This is a genomic window from Paenarthrobacter sp. NCHU4564 (genome assembly GCF_052156435.1).
Classification (GTDB): Bacteria; Actinomycetota; Actinomycetes; order Actinomycetales; family Micrococcaceae; genus Arthrobacter.
The window spans coordinates 63357-87807 of record NZ_JBQLIS010000020.1; the positions used below are offsets into that span (position 1 = coordinate 63357).

Consider the following 24451-nt stretch of genomic DNA (forward strand, 5'->3'; position numbering starts at 1 on the left):
GCTCAGTCCGCTGGCTTGATGACGTATCCGGCACCACGGATGGTGTGGATCATCGGCGGGTGGTTGGCTTCGATTTTCTTGCGGAGGTAGGAAATGTAGAGCTCCACAATGTTTGCCTGTCCGCCGAAGTCGTAGTCCCAGACCCGGTCCAGGATCTGGGCCTTGCTGACCACGCGCTTGGGATTCTCCATGAGGTACCGCAGCAGTTCGAACTGGGTGGCCGTGAGCTGGACGTCCTCCCCGGCCCGGGTCACTTCACGGGTATCGACGTTCAACGTCAGGTCGCCCACTACGAGCTCCGCCGTATCCATGGCGGCAACGCCGGATCGCTGGACCAAACGGTGCAGGCGGAGCAGCACTTCTTCCATGCTGAAGGGCTTGGTGACGTAGTCGTCGCCCCCGGCAGCGAGACCGACGATGCGGTCCTCCACGGCATCCTTGGCCGTGAGGAAGAGGGCGGGAACTTCGGGGGCAAAGGCGCGGATCCTGGTGAGGACTTCCACGCCGTCAAAGCCGGGGATCATGACATCCAGCACCAGGACGTCCGGGCGGAACTCCTTGGCCAGCTTGACTGCCTGCGGTCCGTCGCCGGCTATGGCAACAGACCAGCCGGCCATTCTCAGGCCCATGCTCATGAGTTCGGCGAGGCTTGGTTCGTCGTCCACCACCAGGGCGCGGATGGGGGAGCCATCCGGGTGGGACAGCTGGGGAAGGTTGTTGGTCATGGAGTGCGGGGATGCCATGGGACAACTCTCCGTTCTGTGCGTTTGCCGCTGCTGAGCCTGCCCTGTGAGGACGCTGTGAAGTCAACAGTAGCGAGATGCCGGCCACCGCGAGGGGCATGGGGACAAAGAGCCGGGCCAGCTACCAGACCGGGGGCCGAAGATCGACACGGAACCACTTTGCAATTGGACAGCAACTGTTTCAGATCGTGAGATTCCGCCGGCCGCGGGGCCTCTGACGTCAAGTGGCGCATCTTCTCACCCTGCACCGAATTAAGTTCATTTGTGAGGCCATATTTCACGGCTTTCGCGAATGAAATGGCGTTCATTTACGAGGACCGCTGAATTGTGATTTGCGACACAATAGTCCCTCATGTCTCAAAATGTGGACGGTTCCAGGCTTTGTTACTTGCGTGTTGGCATTGTTACGTTGCACACTTCCAATGTGAACAAGAACTCAACAGCACCTGCAGCCGCAGCAATCCGGATCAGCGCACCCGCTGCTCCCGAGACCCGCTGTTGTCGAATGCAAGCCTAACTTTCCACCCCAAGAAGTTTCAGGCATTCGCCCCCTTGCCCACCGTCGGGCGCCCCTCCCCAACTCATTGCGGGGACACCAAGCATTCGAAGCCGCGATGACGGCTATTCACTATTGAGGTAAGCACTCCATGTCAGTTGCATCCGGATACGTCCACATCTCCGTCCGAAACGCCAACAAGGCCGCCGCCAACGCCGGACTCCGCCCCGGGTTCGGCAACCGTCCCGGCTATGCTCCCGCCGCACAGGGCGCCCAGCAGGCACCCGGATACGTTCCTCAGGGCTACAACCCCAACTCATACGGCCAGCTCCGGGCCGTCCCCGCTGCAGAGCCTGCTCCCATCACTGCCCCCACGCCAGTGGTGGCCCAGTCGGAGCGCCTGCGTCCTGTGGCTAATGACAACGTGGCCCGTGGCTTCGTGCTCTACATGGGCATTGACGAGGAAACAGCCGCCGCAGCCGGAACCTCCATCGCCAAGCTGGCCCAGGAAATCCGGGCCTACGCACAGTCCCTCGTCACCGGAGCCGAAAGCTATGCCGCCGTCGCTGTTGCGCCGGCCGGGGCACCCGGGTCCGCACTCGACGTCGTGCGCTCCACCTTCGGTGACCCCACGGTCGCTGCACGCCAGCGCACTGAAGCCGCCCGTCCAGCGCCGCAGCAGGAAGCCCGCCCCTCCGGCGTGTTGATCGACTTGGCCCGCCGCGAAGTCCACCTCGACGGTGAATCGCTGAACCTGACGTTCAAGGAGTTCGAGCTCCTCAACTACCTCGTGGAGAACGGCACCCGTACCGTCGGCCGTGACGAACTCCTCGAAGGGCTGTGGCGCAACGCCGAGGAAGTCCCCAATGAGCGCACCATCGACGTCCACATCCGTCGGCTCCGCTCCAAGCTGGGTCGCCTCGCCAACACGGTCCGCACCGTCCGTGGCCAGGGCTACCGTTTTTACGAGCACCCGGAAGTCATTGTCTGGGCCGCTCCGGAATACTCCATCTAGCAAGCACCGGACGCCCGTCTCCGTTCAGGAGGCGGGCGTCTTTTGCGTTCAAGGCGGCCGGCGCTCCGCGGCTATATGGTTGTTGAATGAGCGACCACCACATCAAGCGGCTTGTAATCATGCGGCATGCCAAAGCCGACTGGCCCTTGGGTGTTCCCGATCATGAACGTCCCTTGGAGGAGCGCGGACACCGCGAGGCGCCCCTGGCCGGCAAGTGGTTGCTGAAGCACAACATCGTGCCGGACTTCATCCTGTGCTCCTCGGCAGTGCGGACGCGGCAGACCTGCACGTGGGTCTGCGACGAGCTGGGCGAGAAGGCTCCCACCCCCAAGCTCGAGGATGGGCTCTACGCTGCCTCGGCCACGCGCATGCTGGCCGTCATCAACCACGTCCCGGATACCGTGACGACCCTGATGGTCATCTCCCACATGCCGGGCGTGCAGGATTTGGCAATGCACCTGGCATCCCGCGACTCAGACCATGACGCCTACATGGATGCGGCCACGCGGTACCCAACGAGTGCGTTGACAGTACTGGAGACCGGGAAGCCATGGGCGGAGCTGGATGGGCAGGATGCCAGGTTGACCCATTTCAAGGTTCCGCGTCACTGACCCAACTGGCTGGCAGTAGTGGTTGTTTTGTGGACTCAGAACAACTCCTAGTGCGAGTTGGTTGGGCCCTCTGACAACTGCGGAAGGCACATGCACCGGATCTCGAACGCAGGAACTCCTGCCGGCTCTTCACCGTGGCTGGTGGCCACCAGGTACTCGCCGTCAAACATGTAGACCGGCAGCTGCGGTGCCAGGTGTTCGTTGTAGCGGCTGGGATAGACCCATTGCCCGTGGATGTCGAACGCGGGAAGGGCATAGATGTCCCGGCGATTGTGGGTGCTTGGAAAGAGTTCGTCATCCACCATGAGATAGCTGGCGAGGCCGTACATGTGGTGGTTGTTCATGTCGGTCGGAAAGAGGATCGCTTCCACTGCCACTGGCCACTCCAGACGCTCGGCGCCCGCGTTCTGCTGTAGCGGGCGTTAGGTAAGGTTAAGCTAACCTAAGTGCGACTGGCGTGTCGAATGTTCCCTTGTGTGACCTTGGTCAACCAGGCGTGGGCAGTTGCTGTGCGGCAGCAACCTCGCGAAGGAGGCCCACGGTGTGACGGATGTTGGGGCTCGCGCTCATGGTCTTGCGGTAGACGACGCCCACGGCCCGCTGCTGCACCGGGTTAACTACCGGAACTGCCGCCACATTGTCCGGCAGGGGCGGCCGGCCGAGGCGGGGAACGAGGGCCACGGCCACGCCCTGTTCCACCATGGCGATGTGGGTGGAGAAATCGGGGTCGTAGATCCGGATGTCAGGCACCCTCCCCAGCCCGGCGAAGATCTGAAGCAGCGCCTCGTTGCAAATGGCTCCAGCGGGCGTACTGACCCACGACTCGTCCAGGAGGTCTTCCCGTTCGACGGCGGTCCTCGCCGCAAGGGGATGGCTGCTGTTCAGCAGGACGTCGGCCTGGTCCAGGCACAGGTCTTCGAGGGCCAGGTTCTCCGGGATGGCCAAGGGTACCGAGTTCCAGTTGTGGACCACCGCGAGTTCCGCCTCACCCGTTGTCACGCGCTGCACTGCCTCCCGGGGGTCCTCCGCCAGGACGCTGACCTTCAACTGCGGGCTTGTTACGGCAATCCTGCCCAGGAGCGGCCCCACCAATCCGCGGCATGCCGTGGAGAACGCGACCAGCCGCAGGGTGCCCGAAGGGCTGGACGGGTCGGACAGCAGGGTTGCCTGCAGTTCTTCGAGTTCGCCGATGATCCGCCGTCCATACCCGGCCAAGGCGATCCCGCGTTCCGTCAGGAGGACGCCTCGGCCGTTGCGTTCCAGGACCGCAACCCTGGCCTGGCGCTCCAGTTTCTTGATTTGCTGCGAGACGGCGGAAGGGCTGTATCCAAGGATGTCCGCAGCGGCCACCACCGAGCCGTGCTGCTCGACCGCAACAAGGGCGCGCAGCGCAGGAAGATCAATCATGAAGCAAATCTACGTGATGAGGTGAAGAATTCAACGCTGGTGCTTCATCCATATTCAAGCCAGAGTGGACTTGTGAATCTTCGTCATTCCCTCCTGGCCGTCCTCGTAGCCGTGCTCTGGGGTATCAACTTTGTCGCCATCGATCTTGGACTGCATCCTGCCGGACACGATGTCCCGCCTCTGCTTTTCGTCGCACTTCGCTTCCTCTTGGTTGTCTTCCCTTTCATCTTCTTCATCCGCAAGCCGGATGTCGGCTGGAAGGCGATCATCGGCGTCGGGCTTTTCATGAGTGCCGGCCAATTCGGCCTCCTGTACCTGGGCATGGCCTTGGGAATGCCGGCGGGATTGGCGTCATTGGTGCTGCAGGCGCAGGTTCTGTTCACCATCCTGCTCGCCTCGCGCTTTCTCGGTGAGAAGGCCACGCGCAAGCAGTTAATCGGCGTGATTCTGGGCGTAGCGGGGCTGGGCGTTGTGGCCCTGGGGCGCAGTGCCGTGGCTCCGGTGTTGCCCCTCATGATCGTCCTGGCGGCGGCCCTTTCGTGGGCTGTGGGAAACGTGGTGGCCAGGCACTCGAAAGCGAAGTCGGGCCTGGGCCTGGTGGTGTGGTCCGGTGCTGTGGTTCCCCTGCCGCTGGCGGCTTTGTCCCTGGTGGTGGATGGCCCGGACGCCGTCATCGGGACCCTGGCCGATCTACAGCCGGCCACCATCCTGAGCGCGGTCTACACGGCAGTATTCGCTTCACTGGTTGGCTACGGAATCTGGAACCGCCTGCTTGCACTGTACCCGGGGTCCGACGTCGTGCCGTTCACGCTGCTGGTCCCCGTGGTGGGCATGACGGCCGCCTGGCTGGTCCTGAACGAGGTCCCCACTCCCACTGAAATCCTCGGTGGCCTGATACTCCTCCTTGGAGTGGCGACGGCGGTGCTGGGTGTCTCACGAAAGCGACCGGGAACACCCGTGGCGGGGCCTGCCCAGCGCGTCCAGGCCCGGTCTTCCCACGCCCAACTGGGTCGCAGTTAAGCGCGTTTTGAGCGCCCAAAACGCGCTTAACTGCGACTTAGTTGGGGGCTAGCGCTTGGGGGCAGGCTTGCGCTGGGTGGAAATGCTCGACGGCGGTCGCTTGGCAGACGCTGCTGCCTTTCCGGCGGTTGCGGGGCGCTTTGCCGGGGTCCTTGCGGGGGTGCGGCTTGCCGGAGGGCGCGGTGCCGCCTGGCGGGTACCGGCTGGACGTTTCACCGCTGCAGGTCCGGCCGGTCGCTTGGCTGCGGGGCGCTTGGCCGGGGGTTCTGCACGGACACCGAACCCGGGCATCACTGCGCCGAGGAACAACACCAGGAGGGTACCCACACCGGCCACCACGGCAAGGTAGAAGTAGATATCCGAATCCTGGCTGCTGACTGCGCTTCCCAGGGCGTTCGCATCCTGGTTGAAGGCCAGCCCCCACATCCGCAGGAAGGCGATGCTGAACCCGATGAACAGGCTGGTCCCGGCCGCGCCGAGGAGGACCACCAGGTACCTGCGCCGGTTGAAGACCTGGACCACGGAGGACAGATAGCAGACAAGGACAGCGCCCAGGAACAGGTACATGACCACTACTTCGAGCACCACAGCTGCCAAGACCAAGAGTCCGAGTGACACAAAAGCTGCCACGATCGCGAGCTTTCCACTGTTCCCCATGCGACGCATGAGGTTAATCATCGCCGACCAGGCCGCCGCGCCACGCCGTCGTACATTGCAGTTGGATACCGTTCGCGGCGGAAGCGGAAGCTACTTGATGACGTAGCCATGCATGATGGTCATGACCGCGGCGACGCTTTGTTCGCGCGTGCGTTCGGGGTTGTAGGTCTGCCGGTCCAGCCCCACCACAAAGATCGCCCCGAAGATTGCCGCTTCCAGGCTTCCCCGGGCGATGGACGTATCCACGGTATAGCCGGAAGCCACGCCCTCCACCGCTGAGCCGATCACGGCCAGCAGTTCGCCCCGGAGTTCGGCGAAGACGGCGCTCCATTCCCCGGGGGTGCGCCAGTTTTCGCTGACCCAGAGCCGCGCAAAAGAGGGGTAGTCGTCCATGAATTCCATGGCCTGCCCCACCATGTCCTTCATGGCGTCCAAGGGGTCGGCAGTTTGCCCTTCGATAGCCTGGAGCCGCGCGAGCATGATGTCCACGCCATGCCGCAGCAGCTGGGCAATGAGGTCCGATTTACTGCCGAAGTTGTAGTACACCGTTCCCTTGGAGACTCCCGCTGCGGCGGCAATCTCGTCAACGGTCACCCCGGCCGCTCCGCGTTCTCCGATGAGTTCCATGGACGCCTCGAACAAGCGCTGTTTGGTGGCGTTGGTGCGTTCGGGACGGAGCTTTTTTCCGTTGGCAACCGCAGGACCAGCGGGCTCGGGCGTACTCATACTGCGATCTCCGGCTTCAGCGTCTTCAGGGTCCACATCTTGTGCTTGCGGACGGCGAGCGTTGACATGGCCGCTCCCAGCACAGTGTATCCAAGGAGGCCCAGCACGGTGGGCCAGATCATGGACAGGTCGCCGCCGTAGATCAGGTGCCGCATTCCGGTGACCACGTAACCCATGGGCAGGACCTCATGCACTACGTGCAATGGCTCGGGGGTGGTCTGCCACGGGAACGTGCCGCCCGATGACACGAGCTGCAGGACCAGCAGTATCAGCACAACAAACTTACCGGGAGTTCCCAGCAGGGCCACGATGCCCTGGATGATGGCGCTGAAGGCCATGACTGCAGCGAGCATGAAAAGCCACATTCCGATCGGGTGGGCAGGGTTCAGCCCGAGGCCCAGGTTCACCACCACCGTGAGGATGGTGGCCTGCAGCACCGAGACCACAAAGAACGGAAGCCAGCCGCCCACTGCGATCTTCCACGCAGGGGCATTCGAGGCCAGAGCCCGCTGGGTGATGGGCCGCATGGCCTGGACCAGCATGAATACACCGATCCAGAGGGCGAGCGTCAGGAAGAACGGCGCCAGGCCCGCACCGTAGGAGTTCGCCTTGGCTTGCGAGACGTTCTCCACTGCGACGGGGTCCGCAATCACCTTCGAGACGTTGCTCTTCTGTTCATCGTTGGGGTTCGGGATGTCGCCGGCCCCCTTCGCCAACTCCGAGGCCAAGGTGTGCGCTCCGTCGGAAGCGGTCACTGCGCCGCCGGCAAGCTGCCCCGCACCGTCGTCCAGTTGGCGGGCGCCGCCGTCGAGCTTAGTGGCGCCGTCGAGGGCCGCCTGTTGGCCCACCGCCAGGGTCGATGCACCCTTGCTGAGCTGGCCCGCTCCGGCGGAAGCCTTGGAGATGGCATCGGCGAGGGCCGGAGTCGCGCCAGCGAGTTTCGCGGCGCCGGCACTCACTGCCGCCGAGCCGTCGGAGAGCTGCTGGATCTTTGCCGCGTCTCCGGCGATCTTGGCCTTGGCATCCGTGACGGGGCTCGACGCTGCGGCCGCGTCGAAGTCGGCCAGGACTTTGTCTGCCTGCTCCTGGGTCAAGACGCCCGAGGCTACGAGCTTCGCGTTGGATTCGACCACGCGGTTTCGCAGTCCCTTGTCCGCGGCGTCCAACTGCCCGACGACGTTCTGGACTTTCGCGTTCAGCTCGGCATTTCCGGCGGCTACTTGCGCAGCGCCGTCGGCGAGCTTTTGCGAGTCGGTGGGCAAAGTGGCGGTCTTGTTCTTCAACTCGGAAAGCCCGGAACTCAACTGGCCAGCGCCTGAGTTGAGCTGGTCGGCGCCGTCGCGCAGTTGGGTCTGCCCGGCCACCAGTTGGTCGGCGCCGGTAACCAGCTGGGAAGTGCCCTGGTGCAGCGTGGCCGCGCCGTCGCTGAGCTTGCCCACGCCGTCCGCCAACTGCCCGGCACCGTCGGCGGCTTTGACGATGGACGCGTGGATGGTTCCAAAGCCTGTGAGCAACTGGTTGGCGGTTTCCTCGCCGACCTCCTTGGCAACGGTGGAGTGCACGGCCGTGGTGAGCTTGTCCACGATCGTGCTCAGCAGATAGTTGTTCGCGTCGTTGGTGGTGACGTGCAGCATGGCCTGGTTGGCGGCGTCGAAGCTTCCCGGAGAAACCAGGTTGGCGGAGAAGTCCTGCGGGATGCGCAGGGCGAACGCATATTCGCCGGTCTTCACGCCGGCATCGGCTTCCTCAGCACTGGGAACCTGCTTCCAGTTGAAGACGTGGCCTTCCACCAGGCTGTCAGCGACCTTTTGGCCGGCCTCCAGTTGCGTGCCGTCCTTCGACGTAGCCCCGGTGTCTTCCACCACCAGCGCGGCATCGATGCGGTCCAGGTTGCCGTATGGATCCCAGTTCGCGTAGAGATACACGGCACCGTACAGCAGGGGCACCATGGTCAAGGCCAGGATGGTCAATTTGGGCAGGAGCCCGCCGGTCATGCGCTTGAGTTCGGAGCGGGCAAGCCGCAGAACAGTCACTGTGCAGTCCTTTGGAGGTTGTGGTCTTCTTGGGTTTCATCCGCATCAGGCTCGACGGCGGCCGGTGCTGTTTCGGTTCCGGGCCCGGCTGCGGCATCTTCCTGGCTGTGGTCCGGCCCGTTTTCTGCTGCAGGGATCGCCGAGTTGCCGATCACAGCCGCGGGTCCGTCCCATCCGTCCGGGAGACCGCTGACGGTCGCGACGACGGCAAGGGGCCGCCCGGCGTCGGACGCCAATGCCTGAAGCCGTGGCAACCACTCGGCGGGGTCGGCGCTGTGCCGGTCCGGGGAGTCGACCACCAGGAGGTCAATCGCGGGATCGGCCAGGGCGAGGGATGTCAGGAGCTCGAGCCGGCGTTTGGCCGGAAGCTGCTCGATCCACAGGTCCGCAATGTCCTCGAAGGCGTTGACCTTCAACCAAGGCTTGGCGAGCAAGGCGCCCCGGTAGCGACGGGGAATGAGGGACAGGTCCTCGGTGACGAGGTCGCGCACGCTCAGGTGCTGTTCCGGTTCGTTGACGCCGGGGGAGTCGACCAAGGCGCTCGCAAGCCGGATCCTCTTGGCCTTGGCGGTGTTGTCCCAGCTCAGGATGCCATCGCTGGGCTTCATTCGGCCACTCAGGGCAAGTGCCAGCGCGGTGCGTTGATCCTGGCCATCGCCGGTGACGAGGATGAGTTCGCCGCGCTTGGCTTCGAGCGAGGTAGGCGGCAGGAGGTCGGTCCGGCGGCCGTTGATCTGGAGTTGCTGTGCGGACAGCACAATGAAGCCTTTCGCAGAACTGGTGTCTGCGACAAGTCTAACTAAACTGACTAGTCAGTTCAAATAGGAATTAGAGCCCGTACTTTTCCATAAGCCGGAGCCATACCTCGCTGATGGTCGGATAGGACGGCACCGCATGCCAGAGCCGGTCCAGGGGTACCTCGCCGACGATCGCAATAGTCGCCGAATGAAGGAGTTCGGAAACGCCCGGGCCCGCAAAGGTGGCGCCGATGATCACCCTCCGGTCCTCGTCCACCACTATCTGTGCCCACCCTTTGTAGTCGGGAGAGTACAGCTGGGAGCCGCTGACGTTGATGGGAAGTTCAACCCCGGTCACGTTCTTTCCTTGCAGGAGTGCCTGCTCGAGTCCTTGGCCAACTGATGCCACCTCAGGGTCCGTGAACACGACGCTGGGGACGGCATGCTCATTGGCGGTGTGCGCCCACGGGCTCCACGGCTGCGGGCTGCCTTTGAGTTCACCCTTGGCGCGGGCCACTATGGCGTCGCCAGTGGCGCGGGCCTCGTATTTGCCCTGATGCGTGAGGAGAACCTTCCCCGCTGCATCCCCGGCGGCGTACAGCCAGGAATCGCTGGTGGCATCGCCGGCCTGTCCTTCGACGAGCCCGCTGGCATCTGTTGTGAGCCGCGGAGCTTTGCCGTCCCCGCTCTGGATGCCCACGCTTTCCAGGCCCAGGTCGGCAACGGCGGGATGCCGGCCGGACGCCACCAGGAGTTGGTCGGCATGGAGTGTTTTGCCGTCGAGCGTCACGGTGACGGCGCCGTCGTCGTTCTTCTCCACCTTGTGGACGTCTGCGTGGAGGTGGACCGTAACGCCATCGGCGCGAAGCCCGGCCAGGACCAGATTCGCCGCTTCCTCCGCGTAGTTGCCCAGTAACCGACCACGGGCGACCACTGTGACATCGGAGCCGAGCCGGGCGAAGGCCTGGGCCAACTCCACGCCTGCCACGCCGCCGCCGAGAACCACCAACCGCTTCGGAATGTCCTTGGCCGCCGTGGCTTCCCGGGTAGTCCAAAAGGGTACGTTCCCCAAGCCGTCGATGCCCGGAATGGTCGGTGTTGATCCGGTGGCGACTACTACCGCGTGCCTGGCCCTGAGGGTGTAGCCGTTGCCGTCGAGTCCATCCACGTGGACCTCGCGGGGGCCTGTGATCCGGCCGCGTCCACGGAGCAGGTCGATTCCGGCGCTGTCCAGCCACTCCACTTGGCTGCCGTCCTGCCAGTTGTTGGTGAACCAGTCCCTGTGCTTCAGTGCGGCCGCGGCATCCAAGGTTCCCGTGATGGCTTCCGTGGGCCCCGGAATTCCTTGGGCTGCGTGCAGGACACTGCCAGGGCGAAGGAGTGCCTTGGAGGGAATGCAAGCCCAGTAGGAGCACTCGCCGCCAACCAGTTCGCTTTCGATGATCACCCCCGACAGTCCGCCGCGCACCACCCTGTCTGCCACGTTTTCACCCACGGCACCTGCGCCGATCACAATGACGTCGTACTCGCGGGAGGTCTCGGCACTCATGGGGAAAGCCTACGCCGGGAACCCTCCCCTTGTGAGGCCCGTTCTGCGTGCTTGGTGTCTGTTTTGGCGCGCAGAGCACGCAGTACAGGCATGCATTGGGCAGGCCTGTGGAAAATGAAGCTAGGCGTGCATCGCGCCCTTGAACCAGCCCGTGATCGTGGCGGGATGGGTGATGGCTGTGCCCACGACTACCGCGTAGGCGCCGGCGTCGAGGGCCTGGCGGGCCTGGGCCGGAGTGTGGATGCGGCCCTCGGCGATCAACGGCTTGGCCAGATCGGCTGCTGCGATCTGTTCCAACAATGCCAGATCCGGACCATCGGTCTTGGGGCGCTCGCCTGTATAGCCGGACAACGTGGTGCCAATCAGGTCCGCTCCGGCTTCGACGGCGGCCACGGCGTCATCGAGAGAACCGCAGTCCGCCATGACCAGTGCATGCGACTCCGCGTGGATTCCGGCCACAGTCTCGGCCAAAGACAAGCCATCCGGCCGTGGACGCCGCGTGCCATCAATCGCCACCACGTGCGCTCCGGCATTCGCCACGGCCAGGGCATGCCGGAGGGTCGGGGTGATAAAAACGCCGTCGTGCCCGTCTTTCCAGAGGCCAATGACAGGAACTTCGACGGCGGTGCGAGTGAACTGCACGTCGGCCAGCCCCTGCACGCGGACTGCCGCAGCCCCGCCGATCACCGCCGATGCCGCGACCTGGCCGGTGGTCCGGGGATCGCGCATCGGTTCGCCAGGGTATGCCTGGCAGGAGACGATGAGCTGGGAGCGGAGGGCTTCGAGGCCACCTGGCGTGAGGATCAAGGGTTTTTCCTTAGCTGAGAACGAGTTTCGCGGCACCCGCAATGGCTGCGGTGTTGCCGAGGGCTGCCGGTACCACGGGTACGCCAACCAGAGGCGACAGCAATTCCTGGCGGAGGGCGGTCTCCATCGGTTTCCACCACAGCTCCCCGGCGTCGGCGAGCCCGCCGGAGATGACCACAGTTTCGGGGTCGAGGATGTTGATGAGTCCACCCACCGCTTGGCCAGCGGCCAGGGCACCGAGTTCGACGGCGGCCCGCGCGGCGGCGACGTCTTCCTCGGAGGCGGCGGCAGCACCGGCGTCGTGGATTCCGGAAACGAGCCCAAACACCGCCCGCGTATCGAGCGCAGCCGAAGCCGAACCGCCGAAGCGCAGGAACGACTCATGGATGGCGGGTCCGGAGGCGATGGCCTCAACATGCCCGGCCGAGCCGCACACGCAGGGCAGGGGCTGCCCGTTGCCTACGGCATAGGGTGAAGCGAAATGCCCCACGTGCCCGCCGACGTAGCGGTGCCCCAGTACGGGTGAACCGTGCAGGACAAAGCTCCCGCCAACGCCCGTCCCGAACGCCACCATCAGCGAACTCGAGGTACCGGCTGCGGCACCGAGCCAGGCTTCGCCCAGGGCGTGGGCGTGGACATCGTTGACGGCGCGGACGTTCAGCCCGAGCCGCGAGGACAAGCCACCGGCGAGCACCGTCCCGGCCCAGCCGCGAATGGCGTCGGTCGCCGAGACAACGGTTCCGGCAGCAGCGTCGATGACCCCTGCGGAACCGACGCCGACGCCGGACACGGTCAGTCCGGCGTCGGCGGCGCGTTCCACCAAGCCCGTAATCAGCGTTGCGGTGGCATCAAGGATCGCTTCGCCACCGGCACGGTTGAGCGTCGGAATGGTGTCCGAGGCCAGCACGTCACCTGATGGGGAGACAACCCCGGCGGCGGTTTTGGTGCCGCCGAGGTCAACGCCGATCACGTGGGTCGCTTGGGCTAGGGGAGCGGTCACGAGAGGTCAGACCAGTCCGTTGCGTTCCAGGATTTCGCGGATCGCGGCAGTCTCGGACTCGTTCAGGGACAGCATCGGCGAGCTCATGGTGTTGGACTCGATAACGCCCATCACCTGCAGCGCCGTCTTGAATGCGCCCAGGCCCGCAGCGCCGCCGGACACACGGCCGCCCGGGGTGTAGACGATCTCGAAGACGTCGGCCAGCCGGTCCTGTTCCCTTGCCGCGAGAGCCCAGTCGCCGGCCTGCGCGGCGTCGAAGAGACGACGGTAGCCCGCCGGGTCCACGTTGCCGAGGCCCGGGACCACACCCTGGGCGCCGCCCAGGAGCGCACCGTCCACCACCACTTCGTGGCCGGTGAAGATGTCGAAGTTGGGGATGTCCTTGGCTGCGAGGAGCAGCTGCCGGAAGGACACGTCGTCACCGGAGGAGTCCTTGACGCCGGCAATCACGCCATCGCGGCCAAGGCGGACCAGGAGGTCGGTGGGCAGCTTAAAGTGGGTGCGGACGGGCACATCGTAGGCAAAGATCGGCTTCTGGATGGCTTCGTGGATGCTGCGGAAGTGCGTCTCGGTTTCCGCGACGTTGCCGATCGCGTAGTACATGGACGTGACCACGATCGCGTCCGCGCCGAGGTCCACCACTTTGCGGGCTTCCTCGATCACGCGGTTGGTGGTCTGCTCGTTGGCGCCCACGATCAGCGGGACGGCCCCGGCGTTGGCGTCGGCGATGGTGGTGACCACCAGCTCGCGTTCTTCATTGGTGAGGTAGGGGACTTCGCCGGAGGATCCCAGCACGAAAAGTCCGGATACACCGCCGTCGATCAGGTGCTTGGTGACGTTCTTCAACGACGCGGTGTCGAGGCTGCCGTCGGCGTGGCGGGGGGTGATGACCGGGGGAATGACGCCCTGGAACTGAGTGGACACAGAAATCTCCGTTGTTGGTAACTGGTGAAAGGAAAAGCTAGATGTGGAGCAGGCTGGGCGCGGCGCCAAGCAGCTTCTTGGTGTAGTCGTTGCCGGGGTTGTCGAAGACCTGCGCAGCTGAACCTTGCTCGACGATCTTGCCGAAGTACATGACGCAGATGCGGTCCGAGACGTACCGGACGGTCTGGATGTCGTGCGAGATGAAGACCATGCCGAGGTTCAGCTGGGTCTTCAGGTCGGAGAGCAGGTTCAGCACCTGAGCGCGCACTGAAACGTCCAGGGCCGACGTCGGTTCATCCGCCACGATGATGTCCGGGTCCAGAGCCAGCGCGCGGGCAATCGCCACACGCTGCCGCTGACCGCCTGAAACCTGCGACGGCGTCACTTCAGCTGCCGATTGCGGCAAACCAACCAGCGCCAGCAGTTCCTTGACCTTGGCGGCCCGGCTTGCGGCCGTTCCGATGCCGTGGATCTGGAGTGGATCGGTGAGGATGTCCTGGATGGTCATGCGGGGGTTCAGGGCAGTTGACGGGTCCTGGAACACCACCGATACCGAGCGACCAAAGTCCCGTCGCATGGCTGCGTTGCGCTTGATGGCAGGCTTGCCGTGGAACAAGACCTGTCCCGACGTCGGCGGCTGGAGTCCCACGAGCACTGACGCCAGGGTGGACTTGCCGCAGCCGGACTCACCGACGATGCCGATCGTTTCGCCACGGCTGACAGTGAAGTCCACGCCGTCGACGGCTTTGACGATGTTGGGACGGAACAATCCGCCGGTACGTGCCCTGTGGTAGACCTTGACGTCCTTGAGCTCAATCACTGGGGTGGCAGTCACTTCGCGTCCTCCTTCAGGTGGCTCGCCCAGTAGTGGTCCGTGTCTTCACCGTTGACGGAGTCAACCGAAGAAACCTTGGTAAGGACCAGCTTCTGGTTGGGGTCGGCGTCCGCCCGCAAAGAGCGGGCGGCGAATCGGTCGCCCGTGGCGAAGTCCCGCGGGGAGGGAACCGTGCCGGGGATCTGGTGAAGCCTGGCAGCATCGGCTTCGATGGAGAGCACGGCGCCCAAGAGGCCCCGGGTGTACTCGTGCTTGGGGTTCTGCAGCAGCTCCGATGCCTGGGCGGACTCCACTACCTGTCCGGCGTACATGACCGTGATGCGGTGGGCCAGGGAGGCCACCAATGCGAGGTCGTGGCTGACGAACACCATGGCAAAGCCGAGCTGTTCCCGCAGTTCATTGAGCAGGTCGACAACCTGCTTCTGCACGGTGACATCAAGTGCCGTGGTGGGCTCGTCCGCCACCACGATCTTTGGCGAGCGGGACAACGCCATGGCAATGAGCACGCGTTGGCGCTGGCCGCCGGAGAGTTCGTGCGGGTAGCTCGCAAGCGTCCGGACAGGGTCCAGCTTCACCATTTCCAGCAACTCGGCGGGAGTCTTCCGGCCCCCGCGTTTGGTGAGCTGCTCCATTTGCTCCTTGATCTTCATGGACGGGTTCAGGGAGCTCAGCGCATCCTGGTAAACCATGGCGATCTGTTCGCCGCGGAGGCCCACGTAGGCCTTAGGGTTGCTGTGCTGCGACTTGGGATCCAGCAATTCCTTGCCGTCAAAGACGATGGAGCCAGTCACCTGGGCAGTCTTCGGCAGCAGACCCATCACGGCCAGCGAGGTAATGGACTTGCCGCAGCCGGACTCGCCAACCAGACCCATGGTCTCGCCCTCCCGGACCGTGAAGGAGACGTTGTCCACGATCGGGATGTCACCGAATCGTCCGGGAAAACGGATGCACAGGTTCTTCACCTCAAGGACGGTGCGTGCGCCTGCCGGGACTTGCGGAAGGCGGTCGGTGCGCTTCGCTTCGATCGAGGCCAGGAGTTCCAGTTCACGGTCCAGGAGTGCGTGCGGGTTGGTGGCGGCCAGGCGCACATCGGTGAGCACCGCTGCCTGGCCACGATCATCGGCGTCGCTGAGTCCGGAAGCCGCGCGGACGCCGTCGAGCTCGTGTTCCTCAACTACGGAAGGCTGCGCGACTGATGTGGCAACCTCGGTGTCCACGGCCACGGAAGCGGAGGAGCCGTCGTCGTCCTTCACTACCGGAGCCTTGCGCAGCTTCGGGTTGACCATGGCGTCGGTGAGGCCCTCGGCGAGGATATTCAGGGACAAGACGGTCAACAGGATCGTCAGGCCGGCGAACGTGGTGGCCCACCAGCCACCGGACAACACGAGGTTGCGGCCATAGGAAATCACGTTGCCCCAGGACGGAGCGGGATCCTGCACGCCGGCGCCCAGGAAGGACAGCGAGGCTTCCAGGATGATGGCGTCGGCCACCATGACCGTGGCGAACACGAGCACCGGAGCCGCCGTGTTGCGGACGATGTGCTTGACCAGGATGTAGAACCGGCCGGCACCGATCACGCGCTCGGCACGGACGTAGTCTTCGCCGTACTGGGCCAGGACGTTGGCACGGACCACCCGGGCAAGCTGCGGCGTGTAGATGATGGCGATCGCGATGATGATGGTCGGGACCGAGTTGCCGAAGGCAGCCAGCAGCACGGCGGCCAGGGCGATACCCGGGAAGGCCATGAGGATGTCCATGATCCGCATGATGATCTCGTTGACCGACTTACTGGACGTCGCGGCGAAGGAGCCCAGGAGGGCGCCCACCAGGATCGCCAGGCCCACCGCGCCGAGGCCGATCATCAGCGAGGACTGAGCACCGAACAGGAGGCGCGAGAAGATGTCGCGGCCCAGGCGGTCCGTTCCGAAGAAGTGTTCGGCGCCCGGAGGAGTTGCCGGGATGAAGGTTTCCAGCGGGTCGTGCGGTGCAAGGACCGGCGCAAAAATGGCCGCGAGGGTGATGATGATGAGGAAGAGCAGGGCGATACGGGATCCCCAGGGCAAGGCCTTGAAACGTAGGCCCGGGGCGCTTAGCCGTTCTGCGAGCTTGCTGCGCATGAGCTATACCGTCCTGATTCGGGGGTTGATGAGCAGGTAAAGAAGGTCCACCACGATGTTCACCAGAACAAAGGTGACCGAGATGGTAAGCACCACACCCTGGACCAGGTTCACGTCCAGGTTGGTGATGCCGTTAAGGATCAGTTGGCCCATGCCGGGCAGGGCGAAGATCATTTCAATCACGACGGCGCCACCCAGCAGGTAGCCGACGCGAAGACCCAGCACGGTCACCGGGGTGACGAGGGCGTTGCGGAGCACGTTCTTGGAGACGACCTCCCGGTAAGGCACTCCGTTGCCGATGGCGGTACGGACGTAGTCGCGGTCGAGTTCTTCCACCATGGATGTCCGGACCACGCGGATCAGGGAGGCGGAGACGGGAATGCCGAGTGCCAGGGCCGGCAGCGCCATCGAGTTGAGCCAACCGCCGAAGCCGGATTCCGGCGTCGCAATGCCGCCCGAGGGGAACATCGGGTTCCCGCCGAGTGCGAACCACTGGATAAGGAGGATGCCGAGCCAGAACGACGGCGTAGCGATTGCAGCGATCGAGAAGACCCGGACCAGCTGGTCCTGCCATTTGTCGCGGTACAGGGCTCCGATGATGCCGAACGCCAAGGAGACGACGATCGCGATCAGCACACCAAGGAAGGTCAGCTGAAGAGTGAGCGGAAAGGCCGAGCCGATCATGGAAGCGACGGACTTGGCCGGGGGAGTAGTGACTCCGAGGTCGAACTGCAGGAGCTTGCCGAGGAAACGGAAGTACTGCAGGACCAGGGGATCGTTGAGGCCGTTCTCCTGGCGGTACTGCTGCTTCGCTTCTTCGCTGGCGCCGTCACCGAGGGCCGAGCTGGCCTGGTCGCCGGGAGCGGCCTGCAGGACGAGGAAGACGAGCAACGTGATGCCCAGGATCATTAATGGCAATGCTGCAAGTCTGCGGCCGAGCAGACGCAATATCGTGACCAATGTGTTCTCCGGTTGATAGGGGTTTGCGTGGCCCGCTGTGCGCGTTATTTGGGGGATTTAGCGCGTTCAGCGGGCCCCGCAAAGGTGTTGGGGCCGCCTAGGCGGTACGTCCGACGTCGACGAACGACAGGCCCGTGGTGGGCAGCGGCTTGAAGCCGTTGAGCTTCTTTTCGTCCCAGGCGCTGGGGAGCTGGCGGTGGAAGATCGGGTAGAGGGGTACTTCTTCGGAGACGAGGTCCACGATTTCCCCGACGGTCTTCTTCGCGGCGTCGCCGGATGCCTGCGAACCCTTGTTCATGAGGTCCTGGAGCTTGGCGCGCTCCGGGGTGGTCCAGAAGGCACGCTTTTCCATCCAGGTGGCTCCGGAGTAGAACCAGCTCAGGAGCAGGTCCGCGTCATTGCCGAAGACAGAAGGATCGCCGGGGGCTGCGACAACCGAGTAGTCGCCCTTGCCCACGCGGTCCGTGTACATGGCGCCCGATTGCAGGTTCTTGACCGTGACCTTGACGCCAGGGATCTTGTTCCAGGACTCGAGGATGAGTGGTGCAACGTCTTTGACCCAAGCCGTGTCGGTGGTGAGCAGTTCGAACTCGAGGTTCGTGACGCCGGCCTGCTTCAGCAGGTCCGCAGCCTTGGAAGCGTCATAGCCGTAGACGTTCTTGGCCTTGACGTAGTCCGGGTGGCCTTCTTGGAAGTAGGAGCTGGCAGCCTTGGCGTTGCCGAACAGGGCCTTCTTGATGATGGCTTCCTTGTCCATGCCGTAATGCAGGGCCTGGCGCACCAGTTTGTTGTCGAACGGTGCCTTGGCGCAGTTGAACATGAGGAACAGCAGGCCGAAGGACTGGACGGACTCGACCTTGACCTTGGACTTCAGGCCATCCACATCCAGGTACGGAACGTCCTCGATGGCCTGGACCCGGCCGGACTGGACGGCGGTGACGCGGGCCGCAGCGTCGGAGAGCAGCAGCCAGTTCATGCCCTTGGCCAACGCAGGCTTGGGGCCGTTGTAGTCGGCGAAAGCCTCGAATACGATCTTGTCGTCCTTGACCGCGGAGACCAGCTTGTACGGGCCGGAACCCACCGGCTTGGCGTCGAAGGCCTTGAGGTCCGTGGCAAGAGCCTTGGGGACGATCTTGACCACGGAGATGCGCGGTCCGAAGCCCGGGAAGGCGTACTTGAGGGTGAATTCCACCGTCTTGGCGTCCACCGGCTTGACGTCCTGGATGAACGGGATGAACTGGGAGAACAAGGACTTGTTGGCCGGGTCCATCACTCGGGTGAAGGAGAATGCCACGTCTTCGGTGGTGACGGGGGTGCCGTCGTGGAACTTGGCGCCGTCGCGGATGGTCACCTGGTACGTGGTGTCGTTGACCTTCTTGGGGTCCGAGGCAGCCAGTGCGTTGTAAGGCTCGCGGGTGGCCGGGTGCAGTTCGATGAGGCCTTCGAAGATGTGCAGGTTGGCCGCCATCGGGGTGGCGCCGGAGGAGCTCAGTGGGTCGAAGCCGGTGGAGAGGGCGTAGGAGATGCCCGCCTCGATGATGAGGTCCTTGTTGACTGCCGCGGTGTTGGTCTGGTTGCTGGTAGTGGTGCTGGCAGCGCCGCCGCACGCGGAAAGTGTTGCCGTGAAGGCGGCCGCTGCACCAACTGCGCCGCTTAGCTTCAGGAAGTTCCGGCGGCTGGCGTCGTTGACCAGCGGCAGGCTGTTGATCGTCTTGCTCATAGGGTGCCTCACCATTCGAGTTATGTGGGTTATCGGATGTAGGACGTCCGATGCTCGTAGTGAAACTGTAAGGGCGGTCACAACGGAACGTCAAGCGAGATTCGGTGCAAGGAGGGCGTGCCCCTGGTCAGCGATCAATGGCCAAAGGCAGCATTGGCGGGAATTCCTGCGAATTCCCGCGACATACTTATCAAGGACATGGGACATCCGATATTGTATGTTGCGAGTCAGTCATTCTGTGGTGGGCACTAAGCTCGCCTCAATATTAACACCGCACCTGCCCGGCACCGCCGGCTCACGGGTGCCTTGGCAAGGAGAGCGCCATGACAACTTCCGGTGTGGTTCCGCAGGCGCGGTTCAGCGCACAGGCCCGGCTGCGTGCGTTGCAGTCGGACATTATGGAGCTGATCCTTGAGCGCGAGCTTGAGGCGGGCGATCCTTTGCCGACGGAGAGCGAACTGTCAGTAGCCCTTGGCGTTGGCCGGAATACCCTGCGCGAGTCCCTCAAGGTTCTGCAGGCGCTTGGCGTCATTGAGATCCGGCATGGTTTTGGCATGTTCGTCGCCCCCAGTAACTTCGATGCGCTCGCCGACGGACTCACCTTCCGCGGCCGTTTGTCCCTTCGCCACCAGGGCCTCGAAGCACTGCAACTCGTGGACGTCCGCCAGGCACTGGAATCCGGCCTGATTGGTTCCTCCATCGACGTCATGACCCCCGGGCAGCTGTCCTCCATCGAGGAATCCGTCAAGCAAATGGAAGAGCTTGCCGCCGCCGGGGAGAACTTCGTTGCCGCTGATGCCGAGTTCCACCGCCGCCTCTTCGAACCCCTCAACAACGAACTGCTCATCAACCTCATGGGCGTTTTCTGGAAGGTCTACCGGAAGATCCACGTGGAGATCGGTGCCGGTAATGAGGACTTGGTGAAAACTGCGGCGATCCACCGCAACATCTACGCGGCCGTCGCCAAGGGAGACAAGGTCCTGGCGGCTGAACTCCTCAACCGCCACTTCGACGGCATCCGCCGCCGCATCAGCGAAGCAGTGGGCGAGTAACGCACCCAACACAAGGGCCGCCGTCGTACTTTTCACCAAAGTGCGACGGCGGCCGCTTCCGTTTCTGCGCGCCCGTCACCTTCCCGCCCCCGTCACCCAACTGGGTCGCAGTTAAGCGCGTTTTGAGCCGTCAAAACGCGCACTAATGCGACCTACTTGGGTGGGGTGCCGCGCCAACCGGCCACGAGGACCGCGCGAAGGTAGTCGTACCGGAAATCGTTGATGTTTCCGATGTCAGAGAGCGCGGCGATCCGATGGGGGAGGGCCGTGCCCGTCAATGCACCGACGCCGAACAGGTAGGCCCACTCGTGGAACCCTGCGGGCTTGTCAGGGAGGACCTGGCGCATCACCTTGATGAAGTCGCGGGCCATGGGGTCGAAGTATTCGGCAAGGATGCCGCGCTCGTAGGCAGCGGGATCCGAGGCCTCGCGAAGGACCAGACGCGCGAAAAGCTTGCCGTCCGGGGTCTCCTGGGCCTTCAACGTTGGCAGGAGGAAGGCTTCGACGATTTTCTCAAGGGCATCCGGGGCTGAGGTGTCCACCCCGAGGACCTCCCTGCGGCGCTCCTCGTTGAGGTGTTGGTAGCGGGCGAACACGGCCCTGTAGAGATCCAGTTTGGTGGCGAAGTGGTAGATCACCAGCGCAGCGGTCGTTCCGATCTCTTCCGCGACGGCCCGCATGGTAGTCGCCTCGAAGCCCCGGTCCGCAAACATCCTGACGGCGATATCCAGGATCTGCTCCCGCCTGCGCGTTCCGGCGGTGTTTCCCTGCACTTCTGTGGACATGCGCTCCACCCTATCTCGCCTTGCCCGGCATCCATTGACACAAGTTGAATGGGTGTATAAATTCTATCCCAACAGAAACTGAACGGGTGTATAAGTTCTGTTTCGCGTCGGGCACCGTCGCCCGCTTCAGAAGGGATTTCCACCATGAGACGTGGAACCAAATGGTTCATCCTCCTTGGGTCATTCGTGATCTACCTCTTCGATGCCCTCGAAATCGCTGTACTCTCCTTCGCCCTCCCGGCCATTACCAAAGAGCTGGGCCTGACGCCCCAAGCCGGGGGACTGCTGGCAACCGCAACACTCCTGGGCATGGGTTGCTCCAGCGTCATTACGGGATGGCTGGCCGATAACCGGGGCCGTCGGCTTGCCCCCATCGTGTCCATGACGGTGTTTGTGGCACTGACCTCCGCCCTGTTCGTCGTGCCCAATTACGGGGTTTTCGTGGCCCTCCGCTTCCTGGCCGGCATAGGGCTTGGCGGCGTATGGTCCGTACTGTCGACCTACATCGTCGAGTCATGGCCTCCATCGCAGCGTGGCCGGGCTGTTGCGTTCGTCCTGGCGGCGTACCCTCTCGGCGGAGCCACTGCAGCCTTGGTCGCCGGTGTATTCATGCCGGACTGGCGGCTGTTGTTCCTGGTGACGGGCCTGTCCGCGTTGCTGCCGCTGCTCATGGTGGTGTTTTTCTTTCCCGAGTCGAAGGCCTGGCTGGATGAGCGCGCGGTGCGGCTTTCCGCCGTCGAGGGCCAATCCGGCAACGTGACCACCAGGGAATTGTTCACGGGTCCGTACCGGCGACGCACCATCATCGCCACCCTCGTGGCTGTTTGCGCCTTTGTGGGGTTCTACGGTGCGTCGACGTGGATGCCGAGCTACTTGTCAACGGAGCGCGGTCTGGATCCCCGGCAAGTGAGCGTGTTCATGACCATCCTGAACCTGGGGATGTTCCTTGGCTACCTCGCCTTCGGCTGGGTGGCGGACAGGATCGGGCGCCGCAACGCGATCATCCTCTCCCTCACAGGCACCGGACTCCTGATTCCCCTCTACGGACTGGTCACCAACCAGTCAGTCCTGCTCTGGATGGGGCCACTGTACGCGTTCTTCATGACCTTCGCGGGCCTTTTCGGGTCCTATCTGGGCGAGCTGTACCCCACCAGGATCCGTACGACGGGGGCCGGATTCTGCTTCAACATCGGCCGTGGCATCGCAGCGTTCGCGCCGTTGGCGATGGGAGGAATCGCCGCTTCCTGGGGCTTTTCATCAGGGCTCATCCTTTCCGGCGCGGTGTTCCTTGCAGGCGGGGCGCTTATGTTCTTCCTGCCGCGGACGGGCGCTGCTCCGGAAGCTATCCACAACGAACAGAAGGAACCGGCGCACCATGCCTAAGCTCGTAGATCTTTCCGTCAGCCTTAAGGCGAACATCGCCTCCGACCCGCCGGGACTCACTCCGGAAATCCAGTACTTCACGCACAGGCAAACTGCGAAGGATCTTGTATCCTACTTTCCCGGCATGGGCGAGGCCGATCTGCCCGGCGAAGAAGGCTGGGCCATCGAGCGGGTAACGGCAACCACCCATACGGGTACCCATCTGGACGCCCCATACCACTACGCCTCCACAATGGACGGCGGAGCCCGGGCCATCACCATCGATGAAGTCCCCTTGGAATGGTGCTTCGGCCGGGGAGTGAAGCTCGACTTCCGCGCGTTGGACGACGGATACGTCGCCACTGCGGCAGATGTCGAGACTGAACTTGCAAGGATCGGCCACGAGTTGGCACCCGGGGATATCGTGGTGGTCAACACGGCCGCAGGCTCGAGGTACGGCATGGACGACTACCTCTCCACAGGCTGTGGCATGGGTCGGGAGGCGACACTCTTCCTCACCAGCCGGGGCGTGAGGGTTACGGGCACCGACGCCTGGAGCTGGGACGCTCCTTTCATCCACACGGCCAAGCGGTACATCGAGACCGGCGACAGCTCCCTCATCTGGGAAGGCCACAAGGCCGGTAGGGAGATCGGCTACTGCCACATTGAGAAACTGCACAATCTGGAGGTCCTGCCCAGTACCGGATTCCGGATCTCCTGCTTCCCCGTAAAAATCCACGGTGCCTCCGCCGGCTGGACACGGGCGGTAGCGATTCTCGATGACGAGGCCGTGGCGTGAAGTTCTTCCGGTTAATGCACGACGGCGTTCCGCGCCTTGGGATGGCAGATGACACCTTGGTTGCGGGGCGGCTTTTTGAGGAGGGGCTGAACGTTTTCGACGTCCTGGAACGGCCTTGGACTGTCCCGTCCGGTGATGCTGTGGATTTGGGGTCCGAACTCCTGCCGCCCTTTGATGTGACCTCTATCAGGGACTTCATCACGTTCGAGCAGCATACGGTTGGCGCATTGCGTTCCGTAGCGGCGGACAAGGGCGTTCCTCCGGCGTGGTTTGACGCTCCGGCGTTCTATTTCACCAATCCTCATGCCGCGATAGGTCACAACGGTGTGGTTCCGGTGGCGCCGGGATCGCAGCAGTTCGACTGTGAACTTGAGGTGGCCGCAGTCATCGGAAAAGACGGGTTCAACCTGTCCGTGGAGGAAGCAGAGGAGCACATCGCCGGGTACATGATCCTCAATGACTGGTCAGCCCGGGACCTCCAGCGTGCCGAGATGACGGTTGGGCTGGGTCCGGCGAAGGGCAAGGACACGGCGACGTCCTTGGGGCCGCTCTTTGTGACCAAGGATGAGTTGGTGGATGTTGTTTCGGATGGCTTCTTGAAGCTGGCCATGTCAGTGGCCATCAACGGGGAGGTCCTGGCTGCCGATTCCTTGGCCAACATGGCGTGGTCATTTCCCGAGCTGGTGGCCTACGCCAGCAGGGGAACCTGGGTCCGGCGCGGGGACATCCTGGGCTCTGGAACCAGTGGTGGCGGGTGCCTGGCGGAATTCTGGGGCTGGCAGGGTTCCCTGACGCCGCCCGCGCTTGTGCCAGGGGATGTTGTGAGCTTGACCGTGGAGCGACTTGGGACGCTGACGAACGTTGTGGGAGAAGCTCCGCCGGTCCAGCCGGTCCCCGGGGCACGCCGCAGGGGATATACGCCGCCAACGCCTTTCGAGCCCTGACCCCGCGGAGCGCCGGGCCCTAACCCCGCGGAGCGCCGACGGCAAGGCAAGGCACCTGACCCGGGCGCCGCCGTCGTGCCTTTACCTACGCCGTCAGCACCCAACCAGGTCGCAGTTGTGCGCGTTTAGCGGGCTCAAAACGCGCACAACTG

Annotated in this window: 23 protein-coding genes; 7 read left to right on the top strand and 16 right to left on the bottom strand. The window is 63.8% G+C overall.

Annotated features, from left to right (window positions below):
- Positions 1–2: 2 nt before the first annotated feature.
- Positions 3–743 carry a response regulator transcription factor gene (locus ACSVIE_RS17460; protein WP_442424670.1) on the bottom strand — a complete coding sequence of 247 codons (741 nt, stop codon included), beginning with the start codon at positions 741–743 and terminating at the stop codon, positions 3–5.
- A gap of 647 nt (positions 744–1390) precedes the next feature.
- Here ACSVIE_RS17460 and ACSVIE_RS17465 point away from each other — a divergent pair.
- Both ACSVIE_RS17465 and ACSVIE_RS17470 read left to right on the top strand, forming a co-directional pair.
- Positions 1391–2254, top strand: a complete 864-nt coding sequence (locus ACSVIE_RS17465; RefSeq protein ID WP_426005994.1) for a winged helix-turn-helix domain-containing protein — start codon at positions 1391–1393, stop codon at positions 2252–2254.
- 86 nt (positions 2255–2340) lie between these two features.
- Positions 2341–2865 carry a SixA phosphatase family protein gene (locus ACSVIE_RS17470; protein ID WP_426005995.1) on the top strand — a complete coding sequence of 175 codons (525 nt, stop codon included), beginning with the start codon at positions 2341–2343 and terminating at the stop codon, positions 2863–2865.
- A gap of 47 nt (positions 2866–2912) precedes the next feature.
- On the opposite strand, the gene ACSVIE_RS17475 is transcribed toward ACSVIE_RS17470, so the two are convergent.
- Positions 2913–3242 (bottom strand): hypothetical protein, encoded by a 330-nt coding sequence (locus ACSVIE_RS17475; protein WP_442424671.1) that lies wholly within the window; start codon positions 3240–3242, stop codon positions 2913–2915.
- Between the two features lie 109 nt (positions 3243–3351).
- The gene (locus tag ACSVIE_RS17480; RefSeq protein WP_442424672.1) at positions 3352–4272 is read right to left on the bottom strand and encodes a LysR family transcriptional regulator; all 921 of its coding nucleotides are present in this window, start codon (positions 4270–4272) and stop codon (positions 3352–3354) included.
- Positions 4273–4344: 72 nt separating this feature from the next.
- Here ACSVIE_RS17480 and ACSVIE_RS17485 point away from each other — a divergent pair, with 72 nt between their 5' ends.
- The gene (locus ACSVIE_RS17485; RefSeq protein WP_426005999.1) at positions 4345–5292 is read left to right on the top strand and encodes an EamA family transporter; all 948 of its coding nucleotides are present in this window, start codon (positions 4345–4347) and stop codon (positions 5290–5292) included.
- Positions 5293–5340: 48 nt separating this feature from the next.
- Here ACSVIE_RS17485 and ACSVIE_RS17490 read toward each other — a convergent pair whose 3' ends face one another.
- The 12 genes from ACSVIE_RS17490 to ACSVIE_RS17545 form a co-directional block, all read right to left on the bottom strand.
- The gene (locus ACSVIE_RS17490; RefSeq protein WP_442424673.1) at positions 5341–5949 is read right to left on the bottom strand and encodes a hypothetical protein; all 609 of its coding nucleotides are present in this window, start codon (positions 5947–5949) and stop codon (positions 5341–5343) included.
- Positions 5950–6039: 90 nt separating this feature from the next.
- On the bottom strand, positions 6040–6675 hold the full coding sequence (locus tag ACSVIE_RS17495) for a TetR/AcrR family transcriptional regulator (protein WP_442424674.1): 636 nt from the start codon (positions 6673–6675) through the stop codon (positions 6040–6042).
- Positions 6672–8708 (bottom strand): YhgE/Pip family protein, encoded by a 2037-nt coding sequence (locus ACSVIE_RS17500; RefSeq protein WP_426006003.1) that lies wholly within the window; start codon positions 8706–8708, stop codon positions 6672–6674. Before ACSVIE_RS17500 ends, ACSVIE_RS17495 begins: the two co-directional genes overlap by 4 nt.
- Positions 8705–9466, bottom strand: a complete 762-nt coding sequence (locus ACSVIE_RS17505) for an ABC transporter ATP-binding protein (RefSeq protein WP_426006004.1) — start codon at positions 9464–9466, stop codon at positions 8705–8707. The genes ACSVIE_RS17500 and ACSVIE_RS17505 overlap by 4 nt, the downstream gene beginning before the upstream one ends.
- Positions 9467–9536: 70 nt before the next feature.
- The gene (locus ACSVIE_RS17510; protein WP_442424675.1) at positions 9537–10994 is read right to left on the bottom strand and encodes a dihydrolipoyl dehydrogenase family protein; all 1458 of its coding nucleotides are present in this window, start codon (positions 10992–10994) and stop codon (positions 9537–9539) included.
- Positions 10995–11114: 120 nt separating this feature from the next.
- Positions 11115–11801 (bottom strand): N-acetylmannosamine-6-phosphate 2-epimerase, encoded by a 687-nt coding sequence (locus ACSVIE_RS17515; RefSeq protein ID WP_426006006.1) that lies wholly within the window; start codon positions 11799–11801, stop codon positions 11115–11117.
- 10 nt (positions 11802–11811) lie between these two features.
- Entirely contained in the window at positions 11812–12801 is a 990-nt protein-coding gene (locus ACSVIE_RS17520; RefSeq protein WP_426006007.1) for an ROK family protein, read from the bottom strand.
- Between the two features lie 6 nt (positions 12802–12807).
- Positions 12808–13725: a dihydrodipicolinate synthase family protein gene (locus tag ACSVIE_RS17525; protein ID WP_426006008.1), complete on the bottom strand. Its 918-nt coding sequence runs from the start codon at positions 13723–13725 to the stop codon at positions 12808–12810.
- Positions 13726–13762: 37 nt separating this feature from the next.
- Positions 13763–14560: an ATP-binding cassette domain-containing protein gene (locus ACSVIE_RS17530; protein WP_442424676.1), complete on the bottom strand. Its 798-nt coding sequence runs from the start codon at positions 14558–14560 to the stop codon at positions 13763–13765.
- A complete protein-coding gene (locus ACSVIE_RS17535; RefSeq protein WP_442424677.1) occupies positions 14557–16677 on the bottom strand; it encodes a dipeptide/oligopeptide/nickel ABC transporter permease/ATP-binding protein in 2121 nt (706 codons plus the stop codon). Before ACSVIE_RS17535 ends, ACSVIE_RS17530 begins: the two co-directional genes overlap by 4 nt.
- A gap of 3 nt (positions 16678–16680) precedes the next feature.
- Positions 16681–17637, bottom strand: coding sequence for an ABC transporter permease (locus tag ACSVIE_RS17540; protein ID WP_442424678.1), 957 nt, complete (start codon positions 17635–17637; stop codon positions 16681–16683).
- Positions 17638–17734: 97 nt separating this feature from the next.
- A complete protein-coding gene (locus ACSVIE_RS17545) occupies positions 17735–19357 on the bottom strand; it encodes an ABC transporter substrate-binding protein (RefSeq protein ID WP_442424679.1) in 1623 nt (540 codons plus the stop codon).
- Between the two features lie 323 nt (positions 19358–19680).
- On the opposite strand from ACSVIE_RS17545, the gene ACSVIE_RS17550 reads away from it, so the two are divergent.
- Positions 19681–20409, top strand: a complete 729-nt coding sequence (locus ACSVIE_RS17550) for a FadR/GntR family transcriptional regulator (RefSeq protein WP_426006012.1) — start codon at positions 19681–19683, stop codon at positions 20407–20409.
- A gap of 152 nt (positions 20410–20561) precedes the next feature.
- Here ACSVIE_RS17550 and ACSVIE_RS17555 read toward each other — a convergent pair whose 3' ends face one another.
- Complete coding sequence (locus tag ACSVIE_RS17555) at positions 20562–21194, bottom strand: TetR/AcrR family transcriptional regulator (RefSeq protein ID WP_442424680.1); 633 nt, start codon at positions 21192–21194, stop codon at positions 20562–20564.
- 144 nt (positions 21195–21338) lie between these two features.
- Here ACSVIE_RS17555 and ACSVIE_RS17560 point away from each other — a divergent pair, with 144 nt between their 5' ends.
- From ACSVIE_RS17560 to ACSVIE_RS17570, 3 genes are read left to right on the top strand one after another with little or no spacing between them, the layout of a single operon-like run.
- Positions 21339–22577, top strand: coding sequence for an MFS transporter (locus ACSVIE_RS17560; RefSeq protein ID WP_442424681.1), 1239 nt, complete (start codon positions 21339–21341; stop codon positions 22575–22577).
- Positions 22570–23355: a cyclase family protein gene (locus ACSVIE_RS17565; RefSeq protein WP_426006015.1), complete on the top strand. Its 786-nt coding sequence runs from the start codon at positions 22570–22572 to the stop codon at positions 23353–23355. Before ACSVIE_RS17560 ends, ACSVIE_RS17565 begins: the two co-directional genes overlap by 8 nt.
- Positions 23352–24299, top strand: coding sequence for a fumarylacetoacetate hydrolase family protein (locus tag ACSVIE_RS17570; RefSeq protein ID WP_442424682.1), 948 nt, complete (start codon positions 23352–23354; stop codon positions 24297–24299). Before ACSVIE_RS17565 ends, ACSVIE_RS17570 begins: the two co-directional genes overlap by 4 nt.
- Positions 24300–24451 lie beyond the last annotated feature (152 nt).

Coding starts and splice junctions, on each gene's coding strand:
- ACSVIE_RS17460 (WP_442424670.1), bottom strand. CDS start 743: ATGGCATCCCCGCACTCCATGACCAACAACCTTCCCCAGCTGTCCCAC.
- ACSVIE_RS17465 (WP_426005994.1), top strand. CDS start 1,391: ATGTCAGTTGCATCCGGATACGTCCACATCTCCGTCCGAAACGCCAAC.
- ACSVIE_RS17470 (WP_426005995.1), top strand. CDS start 2,341: ATGAGCGACCACCACATCAAGCGGCTTGTAATCATGCGGCATGCCAAA.
- ACSVIE_RS17480 (WP_442424672.1), bottom strand. CDS start 4,272: ATGATTGATCTTCCTGCGCTGCGCGCCCTTGTTGCGGTCGAGCAGCAC.
- ACSVIE_RS17490 (WP_442424673.1), bottom strand. CDS start 5,949: ATGGGGAACAGTGGAAAGCTCGCGATCGTGGCAGCTTTTGTGTCACTC.
- ACSVIE_RS17495 (WP_442424674.1), bottom strand. CDS start 6,675: ATGAGTACGCCCGAGCCCGCTGGTCCTGCGGTTGCCAACGGAAAAAAG.
- ACSVIE_RS17510 (WP_442424675.1), bottom strand. CDS start 10,994: ATGAGTGCCGAGACCTCCCGCGAGTACGACGTCATTGTGATCGGCGCA.
- ACSVIE_RS17535 (WP_442424677.1), bottom strand. CDS start 16,677: ATGCGCAGCAAGCTCGCAGAACGGCTAAGCGCCCCGGGCCTACGTTTC.
- ACSVIE_RS17545 (WP_442424679.1), bottom strand. CDS start 19,357: ATGAGCAAGACGATCAACAGCCTGCCGCTGGTCAACGACGCCAGCCGC.
- ACSVIE_RS17550 (WP_426006012.1), top strand. CDS start 19,681: ATGACAACTTCCGGTGTGGTTCCGCAGGCGCGGTTCAGCGCACAGGCC.
- ACSVIE_RS17555 (WP_442424680.1), bottom strand. CDS start 21,194: ATGTCCACAGAAGTGCAGGGAAACACCGCCGGAACGCGCAGGCGGGAG.
- ACSVIE_RS17560 (WP_442424681.1), top strand. CDS start 21,339: ATGAGACGTGGAACCAAATGGTTCATCCTCCTTGGGTCATTCGTGATC.
- ACSVIE_RS17565 (WP_426006015.1), top strand. CDS start 22,570: ATGCCTAAGCTCGTAGATCTTTCCGTCAGCCTTAAGGCGAACATCGCC.